The following is a 12,421-nucleotide window of genomic DNA, read 5'->3' on the forward strand; positions in this document are numbered from 1 at the left end:
GGCAGGTTCTTGTTTCCCTGCTTCCTGCCCAATGTGGCACGCATGCTAGGAGATTTCACGCACAAAAGAGCGCGCCCTCCGGGAGCGTTTCCGACAGGGCGTCGCTGGTCGCGCGGTTATTTATTCGGCAGGCTCTACGGCTGCAGGAGCGGCGGCACAGGACACGCCGGTGCCGCGAAGGCCGCAATAGCCGCCGGGGTTCTTGGCGAGATACTGCTGGTGCTCTTCCTCCGCGAAGAAGAACAGCGGCGCCGGCTCGATCTCCGTTGTGATCTGGCCCAGCCCTGCATCGGACAAGCCCTGCTGGTAGGCCGCGCGGGAGGCAATCGCCGCCTGAAGCTGGGCGTCCGTCGTGGCATGAATCACCGACCGGTAGGTGGTGCCGACATCATTGCCCTGGCGCATGCCCTGCGTGGGATCATGGCTTTCCCAGAAGATCGCAAGCAGTTCCGGAAAGGTCACTTTCACCGGATCATACACCACCTTCACCACCTCTGCGTGGCCTGTGAGCCCGGTGCAGGTTTCGCGGTAGGTCGGGTTGGGTGTCAGGCCGCCAGCATAACCCACAGCCGTGAGGTAAACGCCGGGCGTTTGCCAGAACAGGCGCTCGGCGCCCCAAAAACAGCCCATGCCGAGATATACGACCTCCAGATTGTCCGGCACGTCGCCGTCGAGCGGCAGCCCGGACACGGCATGCGTGCGCGCGGTCGGGATCGGCTGGCTCCGACCGGGCAGCGCATTGTCAGCCGTCGGCATCGTCGTTTTCTTGTTCAGGAGATCGCTCAAAAAGAACATGGTGGCTTCCTTTCATCCCGGCGGCTGCGCAAACACAGCCCCGATCATTCAAAACATTGCTTTGCCTTGGACGCTCTGCATCCTTGCGGAAGCCTCACGCCACCCGCGCGATCCGCCCTCGTTTGGGAGCGGGGCTGCGGCCCAACGCGTAAAACACCACCGCCATCGCGGCGAACAACAAGAAGCCGGGCAGCGCCAACAGCGACACCATCGCCGGGTCCCATGCCGCTTCGCCCAACCAGCGGATGACCCAGGCCTGCGCCGCTTCAAGGCTGGCCGGCGCCGTTTCAAGCCAGCTTGCGATCATCGGCGTCACCCGCCAATCCGCGACGGCCACGGAGCGCGCGGCATCGCCGATCGCCAGAAAAAGAGCGAGGATCAGGCTCAGCGTGGCCGCGAGGCGCAAAAAAAAGCGGATCCCACGCATGACGCCCCCGTTGCCGCTCAGCCTTCCTAATCTGTTTCACAAGAAATAGGTTTCGCGTGTGCAAACCGCAACATGCGGGTGTCCCGCTCTCCTTTCAACGCTGTGTGAGCATGCCGCAGGATTGACGCTTGGCATCCGCCGGCTAATCGACTAGACAGCGCCGTCCTCGGAAGTTGGCTTCGCCATTCCGTTGACCGCGGAGAGGTGGCCGAGTGGTTGAAGGCGCACGCCTGGAAAGTGTGTATACGGGAAACCGTATCGGGGGTTCGAATCCCCCTCTCTCCGCCATGAGATCCGGCAAGTTATTGATAACGACGGCACGAACTGTTCTAGCGGCGCGTTGAACCACGAATGACCCCACATTTGCGAAGGTAATATCGGCTTTGACGGAGGCCCTTCGCACTTAGATGTCGCTAGCACACGCAACCACGTTCTTGAGGAGATGCCTCCTCTAGATAACTTCCCTCTTCCAAGCGGCTCCTGAAACGGGATCGCGAGAACTGATTTTGGGCCCGCAGGAGCGCCGTGGGTGACTCGTGCCACGTTCGACCGGCAACAACCTATGGCAGGGTGTTGCGCCCTGCCTCGGCTGGTCAACGCGCGCGGAGGGCACAACACGAGCAGATCCTCGCACGACCAAATCAGGCTGGCAGAAGGTCGCGCAATGTGGTTTTCAGGATCTTGCCATTGGCGTTTCGCGGCAGCGGCTCATCCAGGAAGCTGATGCTGTCGGGCACCTTGTAGTCGGACAGGCGCTCGGCGCACCAAGCCTTAGGGGATGCAGGATCCTGTTGACGCCCGTCGCTCAGATAAAGGCGTGTACCTTTTCCTCCAGCACCGGATCCGGCTTGCCGATCACGGCGGCCTCAACGACATCCGGATGATACGATAACGTGCTTTCCACTTCGATGCACCGCACAACGCGGCCAAAATGCACCTCGTGGCGAATGGCAGGCTCAGTCATGATCACTTCGAGAGCTTGACCGCGCGGCCAAGCGTGTAGCCGCCGTCGATGGTCATGAGTTGTCCTGTCATCTTGGTGGCGTCGCAAGCAAGGAAGATGGCGCCGGCCGCGATCTCTTCCGGTGAAGAGATGTCGCCCAGAGCCGAGGCTTCGGCAAAGCCCCGCGCAACGCCGGCAAATGCCTCCTCGCCAAGCCCGTCCTTCATCCAGCGCGAACTGATCATGCCCGGCAGCACAGCATTCACCCGCACCTTCGGTGCAAGCAGACGCGCCAGTGCGAGCGTCATGCTGTTCAGCGCGCCTTTGGACGCGATGTAGGCCAGCGAGCTGCCATTGCCGGTCGGACCGGCGATGGACGAGATATTGACCACCGCGCCCTTGTTGCTGCGCGTCAGGTGCTCGGATGCGGCGCGGACCATCTGGTAGGTGCCGACCACATTCACATCGAAAACGCGGTGAAAGTCCTCGGAATTCTGCGCTTGGAGGTTGGCGAGCGCGGTGAACTGCGTGGTTCCGGCCGAATTGATCAGGATGTCCAGCCGACCCCAGCGTTCCACGACCTCCGACACCATGCGGCGGCAATCCGCATCGTCGGCCACGCTGCCCTGGATGGCGAGGGCGTCAGCACCGGTCTCTTTCAGCGCCGCCACGGTTGCTTTCGCCTCAGCAGCGCTGCGGCTGTAATTCACCGCTACATGATAACCGCGCTTCGCTAGCATCCCGGCCGCGGCCGCACCGACACCCGTTCCCCCGCCGGTGATCAGCGCGACGCCTGCCCTGCCCTCGGATGCCATTTTCAAAGTCCCATGTAAGCGGCCTGGATGGCAGGGTCGCCGCCGAGTTCGGCGGAAGACCCGTTGCGCACGAACCGACCATGGTCGAGTACATAGGCTCGATCAGAGACTTCCAGTGCTTCCTGCACGTTCTGCTCTACAAGGACGACCGTGATGCCCTTGGTGCGCGCCAAATTTTCAACAAGCGAAAACACCTCGCCCACCATCTTCGGCGACAGGCCGACGGAGGGTTCGTCGAGCATGATCATCTTCGGCCGGCTCATCACGGCGCGCGCCACCGCACACATCTGCCGTTCGCCGCCGCTCAGGTGTCCGGCAAATTGGGCGCGCCGCTGTTTCAGGATCGGGAAAAGCTGCATGACCTCTTCCAAACTGTCGGCGAAGTCGCTGGCCTTGCGCCGCGAAAAGCCGCCCATTTCCAGATTTTCCTCGACGGTCATGAACGGAAACAAGCGTCCGCCTTCCGGTACCAGCACCAGGCCCTGCTTCGGCAAAGCGTGCGCCGGTGTTTTAGTGATATCCGTGCCATCGAAGGTGATCGAGCCGGAAAATGGCTGCAGGACGCCGGCAATGGTGTTGAGCAGGGTTGTCTTGCCGGCACCATTGGCGCCGACGACAGCGACAACCTCGCCCCGCTTCACCGTAAAGTCGACGTGCTCAAGCACAACGGCCTGGCCGTAGCCCGCAACAAGGTCGCGCACCTGCAGCATCGCGCTCATGCCCGCTTCCTTCCCAGATAGGCTTCCACGACCTGTGGATCCGACAGCACCTCCTCAGGCATGCCGTCGGCGATCTTGGTCCCGAAATCGAGCACCACGACGCGGCTGTCGAAGGCGCGCACGACCTTGAGATTGTGCTCGATCACCAGGATCGTCAGCCCTTCGCGATGAAGTCGTCGCACCAGATGGATGACGTTGTCGACCTCGGTCTGGTTCAGCCCGGCCATCACTTCGTCGAGCAACAGGATTTCACAGTCCAGCGCCAGCGCACGCGCAATTTCGAGCCGCCGTCGTTCGCTCAAGGTCAGCGTTCCCGCCTTGATGCGGCCGCGAGCGCCAAGCCCCACAATATCCAGCACTTCCGCCGCGCGCTTCGCCGCCTTGGTCAGGCTGGGGCGGTTGAGGAACGCGCCGACCAGCACGTTTTCCAGCGTTGTCAGACCAGTCAACGTCTTGGAGATTTGGAAGGTACGTCCAAAGCCGATCTGCGCCCGCTGCTGCGGCGAAAAACGGGTGATGTCCCGGCCCTTGAAGCAGACAGTTCCGCTGGTTGGTTCAAGCTGCCCGGTCAGCAGGTTGAAGAAGGTGGTCTTGCCTGCGCCGTTTGGCCCAATGATGCTGAGGAGATCGCCCTTCTGCAGGTCGATGGTCACATTGTTGACGGCCGTCAAGCCGCCGAACTTCTTCGTCGCCCCGGCCACAGACAGGATAGGCTCGCTCATTGGCTCTTCCTTCCGAAGCGATCCCAAAGCTGCATGACCAGCCCGACGATTCCCTTCTTCATGAACAACGCGAAAAGGATGAGGATGGCGCCGAGCACGATGAGATTGGCGCCTGGAACCGAAGCGCTCAGGCCAGCGCGCAACTGTGATTCCAGCGGCACGATCAGCAACGCCCCCGCCAGCGGCCCATAGAGCGTGCCAACCCCGCCGATCAGCGCGATCAGCGCGAACTTCACGCCGATATCCGGCAGGCTGAGCAACGTTGGCGGATCGATGAAGCGCAGATACATGGCAAAGAGCGCACCACCGATGCCTGTAAGCGCGGCGCTGATCGCCATGCCGACAAGCTTAACCTGAAGGACCCGGATACCGGTTGCGCGCGCCGCATCTTCATCAAGGTGCAAGGCCTGAAGGTAATAGCCCAACCGGCTGCGAAACACCCAGGCACAAACGATCAGGCAGACCACCAGGAAACCCAGCATCAGCAGCACGGAATGGAAGCGGCTGGTGAAGATCATGTTCTCCAGGCCCGCCTTGAAGGGGATCGTCAGGCCGCGCGGACCACCGGTGATGCTGCCGAAATAGTTCGCGAGGACGAAAGCCACCTCGTTCAGCGCGATGGTTGCGATGCTGAAAAAGGGGCCGCGCAAGCGAAAGGTCGGCCAGGACACGGCCACCGCGACCAGCGCCGCCAGGATCGCAGCGGGGATCAGCGCCAGCCACGGTGAGATCTGCCAGTTGATGTAAAGATTGGCGGTCGTATACGCGCCGATCGCAAAAAACACGCCGTGCCCGAGCGAGAACTGGCCACCGAAGCCGCCAATAATGTTCCAGCTCAGTGAGACAGCCGCAAACAAGAAGGTTTGTGCCATAATGTTCAAGATGAACGGGTCGCCGGAATAGACCCAGGTGACGGCGAGCAGCGCGACGGCAATTCCCGCAATGCGCAAAAGCTCGGTGTTGAAGGTGGTGATCCCGGGCGGAACTGCGCCGCCTTCGTCCCGGGTGGAAGTCACTCCGGACATGGTATCAGTTTTGCTCACGGAGACCGACCTCCTCTGCGCCAGCGATACCGAACAGGCCGCCGGGTTTGACGATCAGCACACCGATGAAGACCAGGAACCAGATGGCCGTTTTCAGGGCGGGATCGAGGTAGTAGCCAGCAAAGGCTTCGATCAAACCGATGATGAAGCCCCCGATATAAGCGCCCCAAACGCTGCCGAGCCCGCCAAGCACGACCACAGCAAAGGCGGCCATGATGAAGTTGCCGCCGATCTGGGGAGACATCGTGTAGATGGGCGCAAGAAGGGTGCCCGCGAGGCCCGCAAGTGCGGCACCGGCGCCGAACGTCAACATGAAGGCGAGCTCGACATTGATCCCCATCAGGCGTGCCGCGCGCCGGTCCTGCGTCACTGCGCGGATAGCCTTCCCGGCCATGGTGTTCTTTACGAACCAGCTGAGGAACAGAGCTGCAGCCGTGACGGCAACCAGCGCCACAAGGCGAACCACGCTGATGTTAAGGGGGCCGACGCTGATCACGAACTCGGAAAGCTTCGAGGGCGCCGTGTAGCCTTGCCCGCGCGTCACGGCGAGAACGACGTTTTGCAGCAGGAGAAGCAGGCCGAACGTCGCGAAGATCTGCATCATGGGCTCATTCTGCAGCGGCTGCAGGATGAAGCGCTGCATGATCACGCCGAACAGAAACAGCGCCGGGACGACAATGAAGATGGAAAGGTATGGATCGAGCCCGATGAACAGATAACACACATAAGCGCCATACATCCCGAGCATCACCAACTCGCCCTGGGCGAAATTGACGATCCGGATGACACCGAAGATGAGGTTCAGCCCCATGCTGACCAGGCCGTAGATGCCTCCCAGCAGCAAGCCGACCACGATGATGTTCAGCAAGGATGACACGCGCGTCTCCTGTTTCGGACATACCTCTGGAACGTGCCCCCAGCCTCAAGTGGCCGGGAGCACTCGCGCGATCCCGCGTCCTTACTGTGCCGCTTTGACGGTCTTGTTCTCGCCTGCAGCCGCCACGGGGTAGATCGTCACCGGCTTGCCCGACTGCCACTGGACAACAGTGGGGAAGGCCCGAGTGTTCTGCGCGTTCTCGTTGTATTTGACGCCGAAGCCGGTTTCGTAGCTACTCTCCGGCTTGTCGAACTCGGCCAGTGCAGCGCGCACCGCCTCAGGCTCGGCACTTTCCGCGGCATTGACGGCTTCCGCCATCATCTTGAAGCCGACGAAAGCGGCCATGCTTTGCGGCGCAAGCGGTTCGGCGTTGTACTTCGCCTTGTAAGCCTCAAGATAGGCTGACGAGCCCGGCCCGAATTCCTCAGAAATGTCGGGGCGCGGGTAGGAAACGACGTAAAGTCCTTCTACGCCCGCCTCGCCCATTGCTTCCAGCGTCTCCTTGGTATCGCCGGTGCCAACAAACACCATCGCAGCGGGCTTGAAGCCCTGGTCGCGGGCGGTGCGAAGCAGAAGGTTTCCGTCCGGTACATAGCCCGTGTTGAGGTAAACGTCCGGCTTCGCATCCCGGGCGCGCAGGATCGAGTCTGTCAGGTCGATGGCCTTGAAGTTGTGGGCACCAACGCCAACGACCTGTACGCCCGCTTTTTCCAGCGCTTCCTTCTGGCGGTCAGCGATCGAGGTTCCGTAGATCGACTCCTCGTGCTCGATCCACACCTTCAGTTCCGAAGGTTGTTTCCCAAGCTCCTTGGCGACCAGCTCGGTGATGAACTCAGCCGACCGATCTGCGAAGGACTGCGAGAACGGACCTGATCGCACGAAGTTCGGCAGGCCGCGCTCGGTGAGGTTGGCGGCAAGCGCGTTGGTGTCCCAGTAAAGCTTGTTGTAATTGAGCGCTGCTTCGGAAGCAGCCTGGGCCACCGCCGAAAGGTAGGTGCCGATGAACACATCGACATTGTCACGGCCGGCAAGCTGCTCAACAGCGGCAATGCCTTCCTGCGGTGCAGTAGCATTGCCGCGGATGAGTTCGACCTGCTTGCCGAGGATCCCGCCTTCCTTGTTGACGGCGTCAGCGGCGAGTTCGTAGCCGCGCGTGACTTCATCACCGTAAAGCGCAGTGGGGCCGGAAAACGGATTGATCACGCCGACCTTGAAGGTTTCCTGCGCCCAGGATGGAGCGCTTGCAAGCATGGTGCCGGCAAGCACGGTACCGAGAAAAATGCGTCTGCTGATCATCATTGCTACCTCCCAGTAAAAGCCCGCACCGAAGCAGGCGGATGACCCTCTAGTTCACGGCCCCCGCAGCTTAAAGCGCGGCAGCGGCCGGTCGAATTCCTCCTCGAATGCCAACGTCACGGCCTGGCCGATGACGTCTTCTCCTTCCGACAAGTCGATGAGATTTGTGACCATGCGCGGTCCCTCAGCGAGCTGAACAACCGCAACATTGTAAGGCAGGTGGCCGGCAAACCGCTTGTCGAAAGCCGTGTGATAGACCACCCAGCTCACCACTTCGGCTTTTCCACTCGCTTCTTCCCAAACCCAGTCCGAAGACCAGCATTTGGGACATTCCTCGCGCGCGGGCAGCCAGGCCTGTTCACAGGACCGGCAGCGCTGGTAGGTCAGGCGGCGATCGTCGAGCGCCGCTCGATGCGTTTCGGCTGGCGTCGACGCCGGTGCTTCAACCGTTTTGCTCATTGGCCGAGGATCAGCGTCGAATGCGTGTGCATGATCCCTCCCTGGTTGGACACGATACAGTTCCGTGCGCCCGGCACTTGGCTAGTGGAAGTGCCGCGCATCTGACGCACGCCCTCCAGCACGAGTTGCAGGCCAGGCATGCCGGTTTCGGAAAGCAGGCCGCCCGAAGTGTTCAGCGGCAGCTTTCCGCCGACCTCGAAGCCGCCCTCTTCTATGAAGTCTCGCAGCCGGCCCTTCGGCGTGAAGCCATAGGCTTCCAGTGTCATCAGGACCGTGATCGTGAAGCAGTCGTAGATCTGCGCGACGTCGATGTCCTTGGGCTTCAACCCCGCCATGGCGAATGCGGTTTTTGCCGACCCGCCCGCCATGGTCGTGGTGAGATCTTCGCGCAGCGGAACGGCATCCGACGTGTTGCCCTGCCCGAAACCAAGGATCGGCACCGGTGCTTTGATGCCAAGCTTGCGGGCGCGCTCAGCCGACATCACCACAACAGCGGCGGCGCCATCCGAAACAAGGCAGCAGTCGTCTCGGCGCAGCGGCTCTACCACCCAGGGCGATTGATCATACATGTCGCGGGTCAGCGGCAGCTTGAGCTGCGCGTTGGGGTTGGCCGCACCATGCTTGCGCGCGGCAATCGCGATCGCCGCATTCACGTCATCGATATTACCGTAGTCATGGGCATAGCGCCGCGCGATCATGGCATAGCCAGCAACCACGCTCGACCAGCCGAAGTCCGCATCGTCACCCCAGACCTTCTCATAGGCATGGCGCGAACCCGTGCGTGGGTTGTCAGCAAGCGAAACCAGCGCCACTTCGCACTGGCCCGCCTCGATTGCCATGGCGGCAATGGCGATCATGGAGATGTTGGAGGCGCCGCCCTGATCGAAAACGCCACCGAAACGGGGACGAAGTTGCATGGCCTCCGCGAGGGTCTGCCCGTACATCATTTCGACGCGTGAGGTCGGCACTTTCACAAGGAGAGCGTCTACCGCGCCTTTCTCGATCCCGGCATCGGCCACCGCCTTGCGGCAGGCCTCGATGTTGAGCGAGATCGTGGAGCGCCCTGGCACCTTGCCGAACGCGGTTTGGCCGATGCCTGCAATAACTGCCTTGCCGCGCATCAGACCACACCCTCCTTGCGGAGTTCCTCGACCTCGAGCGCATCGAAGCCGATCAGATCTGCCAGAACTTCGGCCGTATCAGCGCCAAGCGCCTTCGATGGCTTCAGTTTCCGCTCCGGTTCGTCGCGGTAGCGCATTGGGCTGGTGGGCAGCACCAGTTCGCCCAGCAAGGGATGCTCAACCTTCTGCAGCATGCCGCGCGCGTGCATATGTGGGTCATGCACAACCTCGCCGAGATCGCGCAACGGGGCGCACGGCACGCGGTGCTTGCGCAGCTTCTCGTATAGATCGTCGCGGGTGCGCTTAGCGGTCCAGCCAGACACGACCTCATCCACGAAGTCGATATTGGCGACGCGGCTCTTCAGCGTTTCGAGGCGCGGATCGGATGCGAGATCTGTCCGATCCATGGCTTCCAGAAGCGAGGTGAAATGCTGTTCGCTGACACAGATCAGGGCGATGTAGCCGTCGGCGGCCGGGTATACGTTGTAAGGGGCTTCGGCCATGCCGGAATGGCGGTTGCCGGTGCGCATCGGCGCCTCGCCGCCTGAACCGAAATAAAGGCCGAGTGCCGACGAGTTCGCCGCATAAACCGCATCAAACATCGCAACCTCGACGAAGCGTCCTTCGCCGGTCCGCTCGCGCTCAAACAGCGCAGTGACCACGGCGCCGTAAAGATGCACACCCCCAGAAAAGTCTGCGACGGCCGGACCCGCCTTGACCGGGGGACGGTCGGGATAGCCGGTGGTCGACATGATGCCCGACATCGCTTGTACGGTGAGGTCCATCGCGGGGTAATCGCGGTAAGGACCGGACCAGCCAAAGCCGGAACCTGCAGCATAAATCAGGCGAGGATTGATCTTGAAGAGGTCGTCGGGGCCAAGGCCGAGACGATCCATCACGCCCGGCGCGAAATTCTCCAGAAGCACGTCGGCCTTTTCCACCAACTGCTCAAGGATGCGCTTGCCCTTGGCCGACTTGATGTTGAGCGAAACGAATTCTTTGTTGGAGTTCAGCATGGCGAAAGGCACCATGGCTCCGCCGACGGCGCCGCGGCGGCGCATGTTCTCACCGTTCAGCGGCTCAATCTTGATGACACGCGCGCCGGCCTGCGCCATCAGGAACGTGGCGTATGGGCCGTTGTAGATCTGCCCCAGATCGACGACGGTGACGCCTTCGAGCGGGAGAGCACGTCCTGTCATTCATGCACCCTTGAAATTGGGCTTGCGCTTCTCGGCAAAGGCGGCGGGGCCTTCCCTTGCGTCTTCGGTGAAGCCCAGCATGCGATTGGTAAGCTGCTCCAGGCGCAAACCGGTGGTCAGCGGCATTTCACGCGCCCGGATAGCAAGCTCCTTAGCCGCCTGAACCGCCAATGGCGCATTAGCAGCGATTTGCGACGCAACGCGCCTCGCTTCATCCAGAAGTTGGGCTTGCGGCACGATCTTGTTAATCAGGCCCCAGCGTTCCGCCTTGACGGCATCAATGCCATCGCCTGTCAGCAGCATTTCCATGCCGATGGCATACGGGACCTGGCTGAGGATGCGCTGCGTGCCCCCATTGGCAGGAATGACACCGCGCTTAACTTCAGCCAGCGAGAATGTCGCAGTCTCGGAGGCGATCCGAATATCGGTCGCCATCAGGAGCGTCATGCCGCCGCCGAGGCAATAACCGTTGACCGCAGCGATGATCGGCTTCCAGACTTCGAGGCCGCGATTGAGGAGTTGGTCTTTCTGCGTCAGCCACATTTCGGCAAGACCAGCGGGTGCGGTCAGGAAGCTCTTGATGTCTGCGCCGGTCGTGAAGGAGCGTTCACCAGCGCCAGTGATGATAGCCACGCGTACATCGCTGTCATCGCGAACCCGCTGCCAAGCTTGGGACAGAGCCTGATAATGCTCGGCGTCCATCGCATTCAGCCGCTCAGGTCGGTTGATCGTGATAAGTGCGACGCCGTCGTCGCTGAGCTCGAAATCGATCGCCATCAGGCGGCACTCTTCTTCTGTCCGCCCAGGAGATCGCGCGCTAGAACCATCCGGTGCACTTCGGACGGTCCTTCGCCGATGCGCTTGATGCGCAACTCGCGATACCACCGCTCCAGCGGCATTTCCTGCGCGACGCCGAGGCCGCCGAAGATCTGGATGCAGCGGTCGACGATGCGACCAGCCGCTTCTGTCGCGTAGACCTTTGCAACGGAAGCATCGATCTTGATGTCGAGCCCTGCATCAGCCCGTGCTGCGGCCTGGTAGGTCAACAAGCGGGCCGCGCGGATCTCAATCTCGGAATCGGCGATCATCCACTGGATCGCCTGCTTGTCGGCCAGCGGCGACTTGAAGGCGACGCGATCCTTCGCCCACTCAATCGCCAGCTTCAGCGCAGCTTCGGCAATGCCGATCACGGCGGCAGCGTAGGGAACGCGGCCATGAACGAGCCAGGTTTCTGCCAACTGAAAGCCCTGACCTTCTTCGCCAATGCGGTTCTCCACCGGCACTTCGACGTTCTGGAACGACAGCTCATAGGGAGAATAAGAGCGGATCACGGGAATCCGCGTCAGCGACAGGCCGGGCGAGTTCTTTTCAACGATAAATGCCGTGATATTGCCGCGCGCCTTTTCCGAACCCGTGCGGGCGAAAACGACGCCCCACTTCGCCTGTCCGGCACCGGAGATCCAGACCTTGGTGCCGTTCAGCACATACCGATCACTCTTGAGATCCGCCCGCATCTGGATGGAGCGCGCCGGATCTGAGCCACCAGATGGCTCGGAGATCGCCACGAAAGCCTTCTCGCCAGCCTCGATCTGCGGAACGGCGTATTTCTCGATCTGCGCGCGTGTGCCCTTGAAGATGATATTAGGCGGATCGAAGCCGAAGGCGCCACACGCGGCGATATAGGCGCCCATCCGGCACTTGGCCGACTCTTCGGCCACCACGCATTGTCCCAACAGGGACAGGCCCGCACCGCCCCATTCCTCAGGCGTCTGCACATACCACAAGCCGAGCTTGCGCGCTTCCGCCTGAAGCTGTTTTTCGATTTCCGCAGGCAACTCATAAGCGTCGTGCTCGAGCTTGTCCTCCTCCGGAATCACATGGCGTTCCATGAAACGGCGCGTTGTTTCCCGAAGCATGACCAGGTCTGACGGCAATTCCCAGCCGGCTCCGTCCTGCATCGATTGTTGTGCGTGATCCATCTTCGTCCGCTTGGCTTTGGTGCATG

General features: G+C 61.5%; 14 protein-coding genes and 1 tRNA gene. 1 reads left to right on the forward strand and 14 read right to left on the reverse strand.

Annotation, left to right across the window (positions count from 1 at the left end):
• Window positions 1-120: 120 nt before the first annotated feature.
• Entirely contained in the window at window positions 121-795 is a 675-nt protein-coding gene (msrA, locus tag J5Y06_RS21080; RefSeq protein WP_209337178.1) for a peptide-methionine (S)-S-oxide reductase MsrA, read from the reverse strand.
• A 94-nt stretch (window positions 796-889) separates the two neighbouring features.
• Window positions 890-1,201, reverse strand: coding sequence for a hypothetical protein (locus tag J5Y06_RS21085; RefSeq protein WP_209337179.1), 312 nt, complete (start codon window positions 1,199-1,201; stop codon window positions 890-892).
• Window positions 1,202-1,420: 219 nt separating this feature from the next.
• Here J5Y06_RS21085 and J5Y06_RS21090 point away from each other — a divergent pair.
• Window positions 1,421-1,510 (forward strand) — tRNA-Ser (locus J5Y06_RS21090).
• A 517-nt stretch (window positions 1,511-2,027) separates the two neighbouring features.
• Here the strand turns inward: J5Y06_RS21090 and J5Y06_RS23170 are convergent.
• The 12 genes from J5Y06_RS23170 to J5Y06_RS21150 form a co-directional block, all read right to left on the reverse strand.
• Window positions 2,028-2,186, reverse strand: coding sequence for an AMP-binding enzyme (locus J5Y06_RS23170; RefSeq protein ID WP_245248219.1), 159 nt, complete (start codon window positions 2,184-2,186; stop codon window positions 2,028-2,030).
• A 2-nt stretch (window positions 2,187-2,188) separates the two neighbouring features.
• A complete protein-coding gene (locus tag J5Y06_RS21100) occupies window positions 2,189-2,980 on the reverse strand; it encodes an SDR family NAD(P)-dependent oxidoreductase (protein WP_209337180.1) in 792 nt (263 codons plus the stop codon).
• 2 nt (window positions 2,981-2,982) lie between these two features.
• Complete coding sequence (locus tag J5Y06_RS21105) at window positions 2,983-3,699, reverse strand: ABC transporter ATP-binding protein (RefSeq protein ID WP_209337181.1); 717 nt, start codon at window positions 3,697-3,699, stop codon at window positions 2,983-2,985.
• Window positions 3,696-4,421 carry an ABC transporter ATP-binding protein gene (locus tag J5Y06_RS21110; RefSeq protein ID WP_209337182.1) on the reverse strand — a complete coding sequence of 242 codons (726 nt, stop codon included), beginning with the start codon at window positions 4,419-4,421 and terminating at the stop codon, window positions 3,696-3,698. The genes J5Y06_RS21105 and J5Y06_RS21110 overlap by 4 nt, the downstream gene beginning before the upstream one ends.
• Entirely contained in the window at window positions 4,418-5,464 is a 1,047-nt protein-coding gene (locus J5Y06_RS21115; RefSeq protein ID WP_209337183.1) for a branched-chain amino acid ABC transporter permease, read from the reverse strand. The genes J5Y06_RS21110 and J5Y06_RS21115 overlap by 4 nt, the downstream gene beginning before the upstream one ends.
• The gene (locus J5Y06_RS21120) at window positions 5,451-6,341 is read right to left on the reverse strand and encodes a branched-chain amino acid ABC transporter permease (protein ID WP_209337184.1); all 891 of its coding nucleotides are present in this window, start codon (window positions 6,339-6,341) and stop codon (window positions 5,451-5,453) included. Before J5Y06_RS21120 ends, J5Y06_RS21115 begins: the two co-directional genes overlap by 14 nt.
• A gap of 81 nt (window positions 6,342-6,422) precedes the next feature.
• Window positions 6,423-7,640, reverse strand: coding sequence for an ABC transporter substrate-binding protein (locus tag J5Y06_RS21125; RefSeq protein ID WP_209337185.1), 1,218 nt, complete (start codon window positions 7,638-7,640; stop codon window positions 6,423-6,425).
• A gap of 51 nt (window positions 7,641-7,691) precedes the next feature.
• Complete coding sequence (locus J5Y06_RS21130; RefSeq protein ID WP_209337186.1) at window positions 7,692-8,096, reverse strand: Zn-ribbon domain-containing OB-fold protein; 405 nt, start codon at window positions 8,094-8,096, stop codon at window positions 7,692-7,694.
• Window positions 8,093-9,217 carry a thiolase family protein gene (locus J5Y06_RS21135; protein ID WP_209337187.1) on the reverse strand — a complete coding sequence of 375 codons (1,125 nt, stop codon included), beginning with the start codon at window positions 9,215-9,217 and terminating at the stop codon, window positions 8,093-8,095. The genes J5Y06_RS21130 and J5Y06_RS21135 overlap by 4 nt, the downstream gene beginning before the upstream one ends.
• Window positions 9,217-10,416, reverse strand: coding sequence for a CaiB/BaiF CoA transferase family protein (locus J5Y06_RS21140; protein WP_209337188.1), 1,200 nt, complete (start codon window positions 10,414-10,416; stop codon window positions 9,217-9,219). Before J5Y06_RS21140 ends, J5Y06_RS21135 begins: the two co-directional genes overlap by 1 nt.
• Window positions 10,417-11,193, reverse strand: a complete 777-nt coding sequence (locus tag J5Y06_RS21145; protein ID WP_209337189.1) for an enoyl-CoA hydratase/isomerase family protein — start codon at window positions 11,191-11,193, stop codon at window positions 10,417-10,419.
• Window positions 11,193-12,395, reverse strand: a complete 1,203-nt coding sequence (locus J5Y06_RS21150) for an acyl-CoA dehydrogenase family protein (protein ID WP_209337190.1) — start codon at window positions 12,393-12,395, stop codon at window positions 11,193-11,195. The genes J5Y06_RS21145 and J5Y06_RS21150 overlap by 1 nt, the downstream gene beginning before the upstream one ends.
• Window positions 12,396-12,421 lie beyond the last annotated feature (26 nt).

It is taken from the genome of Tianweitania sediminis (genome assembly GCF_017813335.1).
Classification (GTDB): domain Bacteria; phylum Pseudomonadota; class Alphaproteobacteria; order Rhizobiales; family Rhizobiaceae; genus Tianweitania; species Tianweitania sediminis.